Source organism: Vicinamibacterales bacterium (assembly GCA_035699745.1).
Classification (GTDB): Bacteria; Acidobacteriota; Vicinamibacteria; order Vicinamibacterales; family 2-12-FULL-66-21; genus JAICSD01.
Genome location: DASSPH010000107.1, coordinates 69,816 through 84,419 on the forward strand (window position 1 = coordinate 69,816; position 14,604 = coordinate 84,419).

General features: G+C 69.5%; 15 protein-coding genes. 11 read left to right on the plus strand and 4 right to left on the minus strand.

Annotated elements, in window-relative coordinates; translation table 11 throughout:
* The 10 genes from def to VFK57_24705 all read left to right on the plus strand — a co-directional run bounded on the left by def (position 1) and on the right by VFK57_24705 (position 8,989).
* The gene (gene def, locus VFK57_24660; protein HET7698934.1) at positions 1-510 is read left to right on the plus strand and encodes a peptide deformylase; all 510 of its coding nucleotides are present in this window, start codon (positions 1-3) and stop codon (positions 508-510) included.
* Positions 507-1,616 carry a methionyl-tRNA formyltransferase gene (gene fmt, locus VFK57_24665; protein HET7698935.1) on the plus strand — a complete coding sequence of 370 codons (1,110 nt, stop codon included), beginning with the start codon at positions 507-509 and terminating at the stop codon, positions 1,614-1,616. The genes def and fmt overlap by 4 nt, the downstream gene beginning before the upstream one ends.
* Positions 1,613-2,956 (plus strand): 16S rRNA (cytosine(967)-C(5))-methyltransferase RsmB, encoded by a 1,344-nt coding sequence (rsmB, locus tag VFK57_24670; GenBank protein HET7698936.1) that lies wholly within the window; start codon positions 1,613-1,615, stop codon positions 2,954-2,956. Before fmt ends, rsmB begins: the two co-directional genes overlap by 4 nt.
* 12 nt (positions 2,957-2,968) lie before the next feature.
* Positions 2,969-3,700: a PASTA domain-containing protein gene (locus VFK57_24675; protein ID HET7698937.1), complete on the plus strand. Its 732-nt coding sequence runs from the start codon at positions 2,969-2,971 to the stop codon at positions 3,698-3,700.
* Positions 3,701-3,702: 2 nt separating this feature from the next.
* A complete protein-coding gene (gene rpe, locus VFK57_24680) occupies positions 3,703-4,386 on the plus strand; it encodes a ribulose-phosphate 3-epimerase (protein ID HET7698938.1) in 684 nt (227 codons plus the stop codon).
* On the plus strand, positions 4,386-4,781 hold the full coding sequence (locus VFK57_24685) for a thioesterase family protein (protein ID HET7698939.1): 396 nt from the start codon (positions 4,386-4,388) through the stop codon (positions 4,779-4,781). Before rpe ends, VFK57_24685 begins: the two co-directional genes overlap by 1 nt.
* Complete coding sequence (locus tag VFK57_24690; protein ID HET7698940.1) at positions 4,778-5,725, plus strand: NAD-dependent epimerase/dehydratase family protein; 948 nt, start codon at positions 4,778-4,780, stop codon at positions 5,723-5,725. The genes VFK57_24685 and VFK57_24690 overlap by 4 nt, the downstream gene beginning before the upstream one ends.
* Positions 5,726-5,730: 5 nt before the next feature.
* Complete coding sequence (gene bamD / locus VFK57_24695) at positions 5,731-6,522, plus strand: outer membrane protein assembly factor BamD (protein HET7698941.1); 792 nt, start codon at positions 5,731-5,733, stop codon at positions 6,520-6,522.
* Between the two features lie 64 nt (positions 6,523-6,586).
* On the plus strand, positions 6,587-7,813 hold the full coding sequence (locus VFK57_24700) for a histidinol-phosphate transaminase (protein ID HET7698942.1): 1,227 nt from the start codon (positions 6,587-6,589) through the stop codon (positions 7,811-7,813).
* Positions 7,814-7,822: 9 nt separating this feature from the next.
* On the plus strand, positions 7,823-8,989 hold the full coding sequence (locus tag VFK57_24705) for an aminotransferase class I/II-fold pyridoxal phosphate-dependent enzyme (protein HET7698943.1): 1,167 nt from the start codon (positions 7,823-7,825) through the stop codon (positions 8,987-8,989).
* A 7-nt stretch (positions 8,990-8,996) separates the two neighbouring features.
* Here VFK57_24705 and VFK57_24710 read toward each other — a convergent pair whose 3' ends face one another.
* Genes VFK57_24710 through VFK57_24725 form a run of 4 tightly spaced genes read right to left on the minus strand, consistent with a single transcriptional unit; the run spans position 8,997 to position 13,184 of the window.
* Positions 8,997-9,713 carry a hypothetical protein gene (locus tag VFK57_24710; protein ID HET7698944.1) on the minus strand — a complete coding sequence of 239 codons (717 nt, stop codon included), beginning with the start codon at positions 9,711-9,713 and terminating at the stop codon, positions 8,997-8,999.
* Entirely contained in the window at positions 9,710-10,849 is a 1,140-nt protein-coding gene (locus VFK57_24715) for a peptidyl-alpha-hydroxyglycine alpha-amidating lyase family protein (GenBank protein HET7698945.1), read from the minus strand. The genes VFK57_24710 and VFK57_24715 overlap by 4 nt, the downstream gene beginning before the upstream one ends.
* Entirely contained in the window at positions 10,834-12,012 is a 1,179-nt protein-coding gene (locus VFK57_24720) for a hypothetical protein (protein ID HET7698946.1), read from the minus strand. The genes VFK57_24715 and VFK57_24720 overlap by 16 nt, the downstream gene beginning before the upstream one ends.
* On the minus strand, positions 12,009-13,184 hold the full coding sequence (locus VFK57_24725; protein HET7698947.1) for a hypothetical protein: 1,176 nt from the start codon (positions 13,182-13,184) through the stop codon (positions 12,009-12,011). Before VFK57_24725 ends, VFK57_24720 begins: the two co-directional genes overlap by 4 nt.
* A gap of 46 nt (positions 13,185-13,230) precedes the next feature.
* Here VFK57_24725 and VFK57_24730 point away from each other — a divergent pair, with 46 nt between their 5' ends.
* The gene (locus VFK57_24730) at positions 13,231-14,595 is read left to right on the plus strand and encodes a HupE/UreJ family protein (GenBank protein ID HET7698948.1); all 1,365 of its coding nucleotides are present in this window, start codon (positions 13,231-13,233) and stop codon (positions 14,593-14,595) included.
* The last annotated feature ends 9 nt before the right edge of the window (positions 14,596-14,604 follow it).

The following is a 14,604-nucleotide window of genomic DNA, read 5'->3' on the forward strand; positions in this document are numbered from 1 at the left end:
ATGATTCGTCCCATCCTGCGCTACGGGGAGCGGCCGCTGCACACGCCTGCCGCCGAGGTCGTCTCATTCGACGACGACTTCCAGCGTCTCGTCGATGACATGATCGAGACGATGTACGCGGCGCCGGGCATAGGTCTCGCGGCCACGCAGATCGGGGTGTCGCTGCGGGTATTCGTCATCGATCTGTCGCTGGGGCGGTCGAGCGGCGAGCTGATCGTCATGGTTAATCCGGCGTTCGTGACGCGCGAGGGCACGCAGCTCGAGGAAGAAGGCTGCCTCAGCGCGCCCGGGTTCAACGCCACCGTCGTCCGCCCGCAGCGCGTCGTCGTCACCGGCCTGGACCGGTACGGGCAGGAGCAGACGATCGAAGGCAAGGACCTGCTGGCGCGGGCGTTCCAGCACGAGATCGATCACCTCGACGGCATCGTCTTCATCGACCGGCTGCGCGGCATCAAACGCGATCTGATCGTGCGCAAGATCCAGAAGCTGAAGAAGTCGGGCAAGTGGTGAAGCCGCTCCGCATCGTGTTTTTCGGGACGCCGGCGTTCGCGGTGCCCTCGCTCGAGGCGTTGATCGCGTCCCGGCATGCGGTGGTCGCCGTGGTGTCGCAGCCGGATCGTCCGAAGGGGCGCGGCCACCAGCTTCAGCCGACGCCGACGAAAGCCGTCGCCGCCGCGCACGGCATCCCCGTGCTGCAGCCGGCGAAGATCCGCGAGCCGGCCTTTCTCGATCGCGTCCGCGCCGTGGAGGCGGATCTCGGCGTCGTGGTGGCGTTCGGGCGCATCCTGCCGGATGCCCTGCTCGCGATCCCGCCGCTCGGCATGATCAACGTGCATGCGTCCGTGCTGCCGCGCTATCGCGGCGCGGCCCCGATTCAGCGCGCGGTGCTGGCCGGCGATGCGGAGACCGGCGTGACGATCATGCGCGTCGAGCCGGAGCTCGACGCCGGCCCGACGTTCGCGGTCGCAACCGTCCCGATCCCGTCCGACGCGACCAGCGGCGACATGGAGGGCGTGCTCGCGGTGCTCGGCGCAAGGCTGCTCGTCCCCGTCGTCGACGATCTGGCGATGGGGCGGGCCGTGGAGACGCCGCAGGATCACGCGCGCGCGACGCACGCCGCGAAGATCACCAAGGAGGAAGGGACGATCGACTGGACGCAGCCCGCGGCCGTCGTGCACAACCGCGTACGGGGACTCCAGCCCTGGCCCCTCGCTTCTACCCGCCTCGGCTCGGACCGCATCGTCCTGCGCCGCACCCGTCCGCTGTCTCTGTCCCTGTCCCCGGGGGTCAGGTCTGCAAACGGGCAGTTCGGGGGTGCCAGGTCTACAAACGGGCAGTTCGGGGGTCAGGCCCCGGAACTGCCCGATTCCAGACCTGGCACCCCCGAACTGCCCGTTTCCAGACCTGGCACCCCGGAGCGCCCGTTTGCAGACCTGACCCCCGGATCGGCGCCCGGCACCATCGTTCGGGCGGCGGGGGACGAGATCGTCGTCGCCTGCGGCGACGGGACGGCGCTGCAGATCCTCGAGCTCCAGCCCGAAGGACGCCGCACCATGACGGCGCGGGAGTTCCTCGCCGGGCGCGCCGTGTCGGCCGGCGACCGCTTCCACCCGTGATCGCGCCCGCCCGGATCGCGGCGTACGAAACCGTGCTCGCCGTCGCCGCGGGACGCGCGGACCTGCCCGCCGCGCTGGCGCACGCACGCGGCAGGCTCGGCGACGAGCGCGATCGTGCGCTCGCCGGAGAGATCGCCACCGGCACGCTCCGGTGGCAGGGGGCCTTCGATCACGTCATCGCGCAATTCGCCGGACGCCCCGTCGCCAGGCTCGATCCCGAGATCGTCGCCATTCTGCGGACCGGGATGTTTCAGCTCCTGCACCTGGATCGCGTGCCCGCGGCCGCGGTGGTGGACGATGCGGTGAACCTCGCGAGGAAGGCGGGCAAGAAGAGCGCCGCCGGGTTCGTCAACGCGCTGCTCCGGCGCGTGTCGCGGGAACGGGCCCGCCTGCCGATCCCCGAGGCGCCGCCGATCGACGTGCTGTCGGTGTCGCTCTCCCACCCGCGCTGGCTGTCGGCGCGCTGGCTGGAGCGGCACGGCTTCGATGCCGCCGCGCGCTGGGCCCGGTTCGACAACAGTCCGGCGCCGCTGACGCTGCGAGTGAACACGCTGAAAACGACCGCGGAGGCGCTGGTGCGCGATCTGGCTGAGGCGGGCGTCGCCACGGAGCCCGGCCGGTTCGCGCCGAACGCACTGGTCGTCACCGGCGGCAATCCCCTGCTGACGCCGCTCGCGCACGGCGGCGCGTTCGTCGTGCAGGACGAAGCCTCGCAGCTCGTCGGGGAATACGTGGATGCGGCGGGCGGCGAGACGATTCTCGACGCCTGCGCCTCGCCCGGGGGGAAGACGACGCAGATGGCGGCGGCGATGGGCGGACGCGGAACGATCGTCGCGGCCGACGTGCGCGGACGCCGGGTCGATCTGCTGGCGCGAACGGTCGCGCAGTCCGGCGCCCGCAACATCCGCGTGATCCAGGCAGACGCCCGCGCCGTGCCCGCGGGGCCGGCGGCGTTCGATGCGGTGCTGCTGGACGCGCCGTGCTCGGGGCTCGGCATCATCCGCCGCGATCCGGACGTCCGCTGGCGGCGGACCGAGGGGGATCTGGCGGTCTTCGCCGAGCGGCAGCGGGAAATGCTCGACTCGCTCGCGGCGGTCGTCCGTCCGGGCGGCCGCATCGTCTACTCCACGTGCTCGAGCGAGCCGGACGAGAACGCGGCGGTGGTCGGCGGCTTCCTGTCGGCCCATCCGGGATTTCGGCGGGAGGTTCCGCCCCGGTTCGCCGCGAGCCCGGTGCTGGCGGCGCTGCTCGACGGGGAGGGGGCGCTCGAGACCCTGCCGTTCCGGGACGGGCTGGAGGCGTTCTACGCGGTCCGGATGGTCCGGACCACGGGGTGGTAAAGTTAACTGTTTATGGCGATTTCCACGCGGGTCTGGGGGGCCGGTAAACGGCTGCTCGTGGCCGGCGGCCTGTTCCTCACCTACGTGCTGTTCTTCGCCGCCGCCATGCGCCTGGCGATCAAGGCGCGCGACGTGGTGGTGCCGGCGTTGGACGGCAGGACGGTGACCGAGGCGACGGCGATCCTTCAGTCCGCCGGCTTGAACCTGAAGGTCGAGGAGGCCCGGCGGCCCGACCCGAAAGTGCCCGCCGGACAGATCCTGAGCCAGGACCCGCAGCCCGGGGCGTCGACGCGGCGCGAGCGCAGCGTGAAGGTGTGGGTCAGCGGCGGACCGCAGGCCGCCACGGTGCCCGCACTGGTCGGCGAATCGGAACGCACCGCGCAGCTCCGCGCGGCGCAGGACGGGCTGCAGCTGGCGTCGATCGCGGAAATCCGTTCCGGCGACTACACCGCCGGTACGGTCGTCGCGCAGAATCCGGCGCCGAAGCAGCGCACGCCGACGGGCGCGCAAATGGCGCTCCTGATCAACCGCGGCGAACGCGGCGCGACCTACGTCATGCCCGATCTGATCGGCGTGAACGGCGATCGCGCCGCCGACCTGCTGCGCTCCCGCGGCTTTCGGGTGTCGGTCGTCGGCGACCATCCGTATCCGGGCGTGCCCGCCGGCATCGTGCTGCGGCAGAGTCCCCAGGGGGGCTTTCAGATCGGCCCCAGCGATCCGATCTCGCTCGAGGTGAGTCGCTGAGCATGCAGCCCGCCGGTACGCTTCAGATTGCCCCGTCGCTGCTCTCCGCCGATTTCGCGGCGCTCGGCGAGGCCATCGCCGCCGCGGAGCGGGGCGGCGCGGATCTGATCCATGTCGACGTGATGGACGGACACTTCGTGCCGAACATCACCATCGGCCCGCCGGTCGTGAAGTCGCTGAAGCGGGTCTCGCGGCTTCCGCTCGACGTCCACCTGATGATCGAGGAGCCGGACCGGTACATCGACGCGTTCGTGTGCGCGGGCGCGAACAGCGTCACGGTTCACGCCGAGGCGGCGGTCCACCTGCATCGCACGGTTCACTTGATCCGATCCCTCGGAGCCAAGGCGGGCGTGGCGCTGAACCCGGCGACGCCGGTGGGCGCGCTGGAGGAGATTGCCGGCGACGTGGACTACGTCCTCGTGATGACGGTGAATCCGGGGTTCGGCGGCCAGACCTTCATCCCGCGGTCGGAGTCTAAAGTGCGTGCCGTCCGCGAACTGCTGCGCCGCGCCGGGAGCCGCGCGCCGATCGAGGTGGACGGCGGCATCGACGTCCACACCGCGCCGGGGATCGTCGCCGCCGGCGCAGACATCCTGGTGGCAGGCAACGCGATCTTCGGATCCGCGGATCCGGTACGCGCGATTCACGATCTCCGCGCCGCCGCGCGTGCGGCGGTCGGCTCGTGATGCCGGCGTCGGTCTCCACCCTTCGGGTTCGCTACGCCGAAACCGATAAGATGGGGGTTGTCTACTACGCGAACTATCTCGTCTGGTTCGAAGTGGGACGCGCCGATCTGCTGCGATCGCTCGGCTGGACCTACCGCGAGATGGAAACCGAAGGCATCTCCCTGCCGGTGATCGAAGCGCATTGCGAGTATCTGCGCCCGGCGCGGTACGATGACGAGATCGAGGTGAGGACGGAAGGGCGGATGCTGTCACCCGTTCGGATGGAGTTTCGTTACCAGATCGTGAAAGCGGCCGACCAGACCGTCGCCGCCGCCGGACGCACCGTGCACGCCTCGCTCGATCCGTCGGGGCGCCCCTGCCGGCTGCCGGCGCGCGTGCGGGAGGCGTTCGCATGAAGGCGCTGGTCACCGGCGCGGCGGGGTTCATCGGCTCGCATCTCGCTTCCGCCCTGCTCGACGGCGGAGCGACGGTGGTCGGCGTCGACGCCTTCACCGACTACTACGGCCGTGCGCTCAAGGAGCGCAATCTCGACGAGAACCGGCGCCGGTCCGGCTTCCGGTTCGTCGAAGCGGCGCTGCAGGATACCGACCTGGCGGCGCTGCTCGACGGAATGACGCACGTCTTCCACCTCGCCGCCCAGGCCGGCGTGCGCAAGAGCTGGGGGCGCGACTTCCGCACCTATACCGACAACAACGTCGACGCGACGCAGAAGCTGCTCGAGGCGTGCGTCGGCCGCCCGCTCCACCGGTTCGTGCACGCGTCGAGCTCGTCGGTGTACGGCGACCGCGCGCCGATTCCGATGAAGGAAGACGCGCTGCCGCAGCCGGTATCACCTTACGGGGTCACCAAGATGGCGGCCGAGCAGTTGGGCTATCTGTACCACGTGAACTACGGCGTTCCGGCCGTGGCGATGCGCTACTTCACCGTGTACGGGCCGCGGCAGCGCCCCGACATGGCGTTCAACCGCTTCATCCGCGCCGCGCTGGACGGCAAGCCGATCACGCTCTACGGCGACGGTGAACAGACGCGCGACTTCACGTTCGTGGCCGACGCCGTCGCGGCGACGGTCGCGGCCGGCGAGCGCGGCGTGCCGGGAACCGCCTACAACATCGGCGGCGGCGCGCGCGTCTCGATGAACCAGGTGCTGCAGATCATCGAACGCGTGCACGGCCGTGCGCTGACCGTGAACCGCGAACCGGCGCAGAAGGGGGACATGCGCGACACCTACGCCGACACGTCCCTGGCGCGCCGCGACCTGGGATTCGCCCCGACGGTTTCGCTCGAAGAAGGGATCCGGGCCGAGTACGAGTGGCTGGCGAAGTCACCGGCGCTCGCATGACACCCATGACGAAGTTGAGATTCTCCATCGTGATCCTGCTTGCGGCGCTGGCGTCTGCCTGCGCGAGCGGCGGCCCGCGGCAGCCCCCCGCGGGTACGACCGAGCCGGACAAGTTCCTCTTCGAGCGCGGCACCGACAACCTCGGGCGCAAGCGCTGGATCTACGCGCGCGAGTACTTCCGGCAGCTCGTCGACAGCTATCCGACCAGCCGCTATCGCGCCGACGCCAAACTCGGGATCGGCGACTCGTATCTCGGCGAGCGGTCCGCGGAGTCGTACGTGCTCGCGATCAACGAGTATCGCGAGTTCCTGAACTTCTATCCGACCCACGAGCGGGCGCACTACGCCCAGTACCAGCTCGCGATGGCGTACTTCAACCAGATGCGCTCGCCGATGCGGGACCAGACGGAGACGCGCGACGCGATCCGCGAGCTGACGACCTACGTGACCCGCTTCGCCGACAAGCCGCTGATCGGCGAAGCACGGCAGAAGCTCCGCGCCGCGAAGGACCGCCTGGCCGACTGGGACGTCGGCGTCGCCGTCCACTACTACCGCATCAAGTGGTACCCCGGAGTGATCAACCGTCTCCAGCCGCTGTTGAAGGAAGACCCCGAGTACACCCGCCGCGACTCGGTCTTCTGGTACCTCGGGGAGTCGTTCCTCAAGGTCCAGCGCCCGGCCGAGGCGCTGCCCTACTACGAGCGGCTGCTCAAGGAATTCGAGCAGAGCGAGCATCTCGACGACGCGCAGAAGCGGGTGGCGGAGATCAAGGCGGCGCAGCCCGCCATCGCGAAATAGACTTTCCGCCCGGGAGGTTTGGCCTTAGGATACGTGCGGACGCGCCAGCCATTGGAGGGTAGAGATGCCCGTGTCCCGCCGCGGTTTCCTTCGCATCGCCGGGACGGCTGACGCCGCCCTCTTCTCGGGTGCAGTGATCTCGGCACGAGGGCTCGAAGCCCATCTCGCCGAGGCGCAGGCCCAGGGGCAGCGCGCCCGCCCCGTGCTTCCCCCCGGGGTCGACGAAATCCGCATCAGCAGCAACGAGAATCCGCTCGGCCCTGGCAGGGCGGCGCTCGAGGCCATGCTCCGCAAGTTCCCCGAGGCGGGCCGCTACCCTTTCAACAGCACGCCTGCGGACGCGGATCTCGCCGCGGCAATCGCCGCCAGGCACAAAGTCAAGACCGAGAGCATCGTCGTCGGCGCCGGATCGCAGGAGATTCTGAAGAACGCCGTACGCGCGTTCGTCGGTCCCGCGCGCGGCCTCGTGACGGCGCTGCCGACGTTCGAGAACTGCACCAACTACGCGAAGCGCCACAACCTCCCGCTCACCGAAGTGCGCGTCGATTCCGCGCTCCGGCTCGACGTCGAAGGGATGATTGCCGCCGCGCCCAGGGGCGGTCCCGAAGCGGCCGGTCCGGCCGGACTGGTCTTCTTCAACAACCCGAACAACCCGACCGCCACGGTGCACGGCGCCAAGACGGTCGCCGACATGGTTGAACGGATCCGCGCCGCATCGCCCGACACCGTGATCCTCATCGACGAGGCGTACCACGAGTACGTGACCGACCCGTCGTATGCGACGGCGATCCCGCTGGCGCTGTCGACGCCGAACGTGATCGTGGCACGCACCTTCTCGAAGGCGTACGGGATGGCCGGGATGCGCATCGGCTACGCCGTCGGCACCGCCGACACGATCAAGCGGCTCGCCCGCTTCAAGATGCCGTACAACATCAGCGTCTTCGGCGTCGCCGCGGCGATCGCGGCGCTCGGCGACAACCGCCATCTCGAGGACGAGCGCAGGCGCAACACCGCCGTCCGCGCCTTCACGGCGAAGGCGCTGCAGGACATGGGAGCGAAGCCGGCCGACTCGCAGGGGAACTTCCTGTTCGTCGACATCGGCGGTCCGGTGAAGGATTTCCGCGAGGCGTGTGCGAAGGCCGGAGTGATGGTCGGCCGCGACTTCCCGCCCTACGAAAAGAGCCACTGCCGGATTTCGATCGGTACGCTCGACGAGATGAAGAAGGCGGTCGAGGTCTTCCGTGCCGTACTCAAACCGTTGACGACGAGCGCCCAGAAAGACGTGAGGTAAGGGGCCGCCATGCTGACACGACGCCGCTTCGTGCACACTCTCGGGCTCGGCGCCGCCGCCTGCGTCGGTGCGCGCGGGCGGGAGAACGCCATCTGGTCGGCGCTCGAAACCCCGCTCGAAGCGGTCGAGCGCGGCGTGATCTGTCTCTCGAGCAACGAGAACCCGCTCGGTCCCGGTCCCGCGGTCCTCGACGCCATCAAAGCGGCGTTCGGCCCCGCGGGAGCGACGCCGGGGCGCTACTCCGGCAGCGCGCGCGACCTGATCGACGCCCTGGCGACACGCCTCGCCGTGAAGCCGGAGAACATCGTGCTCGGCTGCGGCTCGACGCAGATCCTGCGCTCGTGCACGCACCTGTTCACGGCGAAGGACAAGCCGCTGGTCGGCACCATTCCAACCTACGAGGAGTGCGCCGGCTACGCCGAGATGATGGGACATCCCGTCCGTCCGGTTGCGCTCGACGCCAGCCTCGAGGTCGATCTCGGGACGCTCGCGGCCGCGGCGAAGGGGTCGGGGCTGGTGTTCTACTGCAATCCGAACAACCCCACCGCCACGTACGTCGGCGCCCGTGCGACCCGCGAGTTCCTCGCCCGCGTCAACCGCGAGTCGCCGGACACGACAGTGCTGGTCGACGAGGCCTACTACGACTACGTCACCGATCCGGATCACGCGACGCACATTCCGATCGCGGTGGAGAACCCGCGCGTGATCGTCGCGCGCACGTTCTCGAAGGCCTACGGCATGGCCGGCCTGCGGATCGGCTACGCCGTGGGGCATCCCGAGACGATCAAGCAGATGGCCGAATGGGATGCGGGCTCGGGCACCAGCTCGCTCAACGTCCTCGCGATGCGCGCGGCGATCGCCGCCACGGAGCGCGAGGAGTCCTTCGTCGCCAGCGAACGCGCCCGCAACAAGGACGTGCGCGACTTCACGATGAAGTGGTTCGCCGACCGCGGCATGACGCCCACCCGCTCGCAGGCCAACTTCATGTTCGTCAACATCGGCCGCCCGGTGAAGGAATTCCGCGACGCCTGCGCCAGGCAGGGGGTCAAGGTCGCGCGCGACTTCCCGCCGTTCGAGAAGACGCACTGCCGCATCTCGTTCGGGACGATGGACGAGATGAAGAAGGCTGTCGCGGTGTTCGACCGGATCCTCGGGAAGAAGGCCGCCGCCGCGTAGACCGGGCTCAACGGACGGCGTTCGAGATCCGCACCGCCGCTTCCCGAAGCGCCTCGTCGCCCGCGAGAACGAATCCCTGCGTCGGCAGCGCGAGCTGCTCCAGGCTGCTGCGGCGGGCGTTCACGACGCGAATCCATTCCGCATCGCCGGCCGGCGGAGGAGGCATCTGCGCGGTCCGTACCGTCCCAAGATCCAACGCGATCAGCCGGACGTCGCGGCGCCACGCCTCTCTCAGAAAGTCGCTGGTCTCGTCGACGGCGCCGTCGATCACGTCGAACCCGTTGCCGATGTAGAGCATGATGCACGGGCGCGGGTCGTGCTGCGGCGCAATCGACAGGAGCGCGGCGGCGGCTTTCATGGTGACCTGCGCCCTGTAAGCGAGCTCCCCCGCGGCTTCCGGCATGCGCCGGACGTCGGCGAACCTGATTGCGCTGCCGCTGATGCGTCGGACACCCTGTTCGAGATCGGCCTTGCCGGCGAGCAAGCCGATCGAGAGGCGCGACGGCCCGGTCGTTCGGGCCGCGAAGGCATCCTCCTCCCGGACCAGATCTCTCACCAGCGACGCGAGCCAGGTTCGAACCACGCCGGTCGTTCGGAAGTCGATGTGAAGGTCATCGACGAGGAACAGCCACACCACGCCGGGGCTGCGACCCGCCGTGGCTGCCGCCGGCAGCACGGCGCCGGCCGCCAGACACGCCGCGATGGCGCACGCGGCAATCTTCATCGGCGGTTCTGGCTTCGTACGTATTTCTTCACGGCGCGCGGTCCGACCTCCGCCCCGTAGACGTTCCCGGCGCGGTCCACCGCGACTCCTTCGGCGCCGCTCGTACTGCTGGCACAGGGCGCGTCTGGAGCGGGCCGCTGATCCGGCTTGCAGGTCGGCCAGGGATCCGGAATGAACCAGCGGATCGACCCGTCCTTCGCGCTGCCGATGCGGATGCCGCGCTTCCACTCGCCGTGCGCCGGGTTCACCGACCCGGACTCGGAATCGGCGACATAGATGTTGTCGTCGCGATCGATGGCGATGCCGCTCGGGCGGCTGAACTGCGTCCACTCCGCCAGATAGGTGCCGTCCTGATCGAGGATCTGGATCCGGTTGTTGCTGCGATCGCCGACGAACAGCCGTCCCTTCGAGTCCATCGCCAGCGCGTGCGGCTGATCGAACTCGCCTGGTCCCTTCCCGAACCTGCCGAAGCTCCTGATGAACCTGCCGGTGCGATCGAACTTGAGGATCCGCGCGTTCGATCCCTCCGCCGACGAGTGTCCTTCAGACACGAAGATGTCGCCGTTCGGCGCGACCAGCACGTCGTTGGGCTGATAGAAGTACTCGGCGTCGCGCCCGCCGCCCGCCTTGCCGAGCGTCATCAACAGCTTTCCCTGAGGACTGTACTTGAAGACCTGGTGGCCGATCAGCGTCGCCGGTGCCGGAAGCAGCGGTGAGTCCGCCGGCGCGCCGCGCGCGCGTCTCGGACGGTTGTCCTGCCCGTCGGTGATCCAGACGTTCCCGTCACGATCCACGTGAAACCCGTGCGGGAAGATCATCGTCCCCGCGCCGAAGCTGGCGAGCAGCCTGCCGGACGCGTCGAACTTGAGAATGGGATCGAGCGTCGAGCCGAGGCACGTATTCGCGCCGCAGCGCTCCCCGACCCAGATCGACGTCCCGTCCCGGTCGACGTCCACCGCGCTCGTCGCCCCCCACACACGCCCGTCGGGCAGTGTGAAATGATGCGCGATCGTCTGGTACGGGTTCGGGAGATCGTTGGTCGGCGCCTGCGCGGCGGTCGCCAGCACGGCGGACGCGAGTGCCGCCGCCAGCGTCACGACCAGCCGCTCGCGAGTGTGCCCTACCTGCCTGGCCACACGGTCCCCTGATCCAGCCTGGTCACGGGCGCCAGCCCCTTGTACACGAACTTCTGCAGCCGCCGTCCCTCGTAGGTCTCGACCGTATACATGTTTCCCTTCGAGTCCAGCGCGATGCTGTGGACCCCGAAGAACTGGCCCGGCTGCCGGCCGCCGTCGCCGAACGACGTGAGAATCTCCAGCGAGTCGCGCAGCATGACGTAGACCTTCTCGTTCTTGCCGTCCGCCAGGAACAAGTACTTCTGCTCCGGATCCTTCGAGAATGCGACGTCCCAGACCGAACCGTCGCCGAGGGTGTTGGCCGCGATGAACTTTTCCTTGACGAACGTTCCGTCGGAGCGGAACACCTGAAGCCGATCGTTCGGGCGATCGCAGACGTAGACGAAGCCGTCGTGCGACAGATCCGCGCAGTGCACCGGCGTGCGGAACTGCCTGGCCGGCGGCGCCTTGGGGTCGTAATTGCCCGGATTGGTATCGTCCGGCTTGTTGCCGTACGCTCCCCAGTACCGCTTGAACTTCCCGGTGTCGGCGTCGATCACCACGACGCGCCTGTTGCCGTAGCCGTCGGCGATGTAGGCCTCGTTCGCTCCGGCGTCGACGAAGATCTTCGCCGGCCGCCCGAAGTTCTCCGTGTCGTTGCTGCCCTTGTTCTGCCCCGGCTTGCCAATCTGCATCAGGAACTTGCCGGCTCTGGTGAACTTCACCACGTGCGCGTCGTTGCCTTCGTTGGCGCCGATCCACACGTTGCCTTTGTGGTCCACCGCGATGCCGTGGTTCGACGCCGGCCAGTCGTAGCCCTCGGCGGGACCTCCCCAGTGACCGACCACGTTGCCGGCCGGATCGAACTCGAGAACGGGCGGCGCCTTCACGCAGCACGACGCCGTCGGCGGGTTCTGACTGGCGGCCGCCTCGTTGGCGCCGAGCAGGTTGTCGCGGTGCACGATCCAGACGTGATCCTGGTCGTCGACCGTCACGCCGATGACCTGTCCGAGCACCCAGTTGTTGGGCAGCCGCTTCGGCCACAGCGGATCGACTTCGAACCGGGGCGCCATCGCGGCGCGCTTCGCCTGCGTTTCCGCCGCCCGGGCGGCGGTTCGTTCGGCGAGTCCGAGCGCGGCGAGCGCGGCGGCGAAGGAAAGGCCGATGAGAACGTCCCGCGTCACCGCCCGCCTCCCTTCGGCACGAATTTCTGCACGCGCTTTCCTTCGAGCGTCTCGCCGGTGTAGACGTTGCCCCTCGAGTCGACGGCGACGCTGCCGACGCTGTAGAACGTTCCCGGATAGCGGCCGCCGCCGCCGAAGCTGCCGACCACCTCGAGGGTGTCGCGGCGCAGGATGAAGACCTTCTGATCGTGGCCGTCGGCGACGAACAGGAACCGCTGCTGCGGATCGGCCGACAGCGCCAGATCCCACACCGATCCGGTGCCGCGCGTCTCCCTGGCGACAATGCCCTGCTTCAGCGGCTTGCCGGACCTGTCGAACGCCTGGACGCGATTGTTGCCGCGGTCGCAGACGTACACCGTCCCGTCCCTGGCGATCTCGACGCAGCTGACGGTGCGGAACTCACCGTCACCCGATCCCCCCCACTGCCGCTTGTACGCACCGGTCGCGGCGTCGAACACGACGACGCGACGGTTGACGAAACCGTCCGCGACGTAGACTTCGCTGGCGGCCGCATCGACCGCGATGCCCGCCGGCCGGTTGAGCGCCGTCGTGCTGTCGTTGCCGCCCGGCGCGCCCGCCTTGCCGATCTGGAGCAGGAACTCTCCGGTGCGCGAGAACTTCAGCACGTGAGCGTCGACGGGGCGCGCCGGCGCGTCCGCGGGGCGGTTCTGCGAGGCCGCTGCGCCCGCTGCCGGCGCCGGCGTCGTGGAGCGCCCCGGACGGGCGTTGGCGCTGCCGGGGATCTCCGGCGGACCTGCAGCGGCGATCCACACGTTGCCCCTGGCGTCGACGGTGATTCCTCCCGGCGACACCGGCCAGTCGTAGTTGTCGCCGCGGCCGCCCCAATGACTGACGAGGTTGCCGGCGGCGTCGAATTCCAGCACCGGCGGTGCCGGCACGCAGCACTCGTCCGCCGTCCTGGGGGTGGTCGCCGCGCCGATCTCCGTCCGTGCGGTCATCGAATCGTAGCCGCGATGCACTACCCAGACGTGGTCGCGGGCGTCGACGGCGACGCCCGTCACCGAGCCGAGCAGCCAGTGATTCGGGAGCGGCCTGGGCCAGAGCGGATCCACCTCGTAGGCAGGGCCGGTCGTCTGCAGACCGGCGGCGCGAACTGCGAAGGCCGACACGATGGCGAGCGCCATGACGCCGGAAGGTGCCGATCTGCTCATGTTTCAGCTCTCCGCTGAGTCCGCGACGCGCAGTATACTCCGCGCCGTGCGGTGGACAGACCGGCTTGGCGCGGCCGCGGCCGCGGTCGCGCTTCTCCTCTGCGTGCCGGGCGCGGCGCGGGCGCACGACATTCCGGCGTCGGTCGTGGTGCAGGCGTTCGTGCGGCCGCAGCAGCACACGCTGCGCGTGCTGGTCCGCGTTCCGCTCGCCGCCATGCGCGACGTCGAGTTTCCCCTCACGCCGGACGGGCTGCTCGACATCGCGCGCGGCGATCAGGTCCTGCGCGACGCGGCGATGCTCTGGATTGCGCGCGACCTCGAGGTCTACGAAGAGAACACCCGCCTGGACGTCCCGCGGATCGCCGCCGTGCGCGTCTCGCTGCCGTCCGACCGCTCGTTCGTCACGTATGAACGCGCGCTGGCGCACGTCACCGGACCGCCGCTGCGGCCCGACACGGCGGTGATCTGGAACCAGGCGCTGTTCGACGTGCTGCTCGAGTACGGCGTGCGCTCCGACCGCAGCGCGTTCTCGATCCGCCCGGCGCTGGCGCGGCTCGGCGTCCGCGTCGTCACCGTGCTGCGCTACCAGCCGCCGGCGGGCGCCGAACGCGCCTTCGAGTACGCCGGCGATCCGGGGCTGCTCCGGCTCGATCCGCGCTGGCACCAGGCGGCGTGGCGGTTCGTGCAGCTCGGGTTCGCGCACATTCTCGACGGCACGGATCACCTGCTGTTCCTCTTCTGCCTGGTGATCCCGTTCCGCCGCTTCGGCGCGCTCGTGCTCATCGTCACCGCTTTCACCATCGCGCACTCGATCACGCTCATCGCCGCGGCGTCCGGGCTGGCGCCCGATGCGCTGTGGTTCGCACCGCTGGTCGAGACCGCCATCGCGGGCTCGATCCTCTACATGGCGCTCGAGAACATCGCCGGCGCGACCAACGTGCAGCGCCGGTGGCTGATCGCGTTCGCGTTCGGCCTGGTCCACGGGTTCGGGTTCTCGTTCGCGCTGCGGGAGACGCTGCAGTTCGCCGGCTCGCACCTCCTCACGTCGCTGCTCGCGTTCAACCTGGGCGTCGAGGCCGGCCAGCTCTTCGTGCTCGCGATGCTGGTGCCGGCGCTGCAGCTGCTGTTCCGGTTCGTCGTCGCCGAGCGGGTCGGCACGATCATGCTGTCGGCGCTCGTGGCGCACACCGGCTGGCACTGGACGGCGGAGCGATGGGATCGGCTGCGGCAGTTCGAGGCGCCGGCGCTGTCGATCGCCGGCGTGACCGGCGTGCTGCGGTGGCTGATCCTGATGGTCGCGGCGGCGGCGGTCGTCTGGCTGATCAGGCTGGGGGCGCGCAGGAAACGGACCGCCGCAATGGACTACCGGCCGAACCCGGAACCGGCGCACGAGACACGCGAACCTGTGTAGCGGCACGCT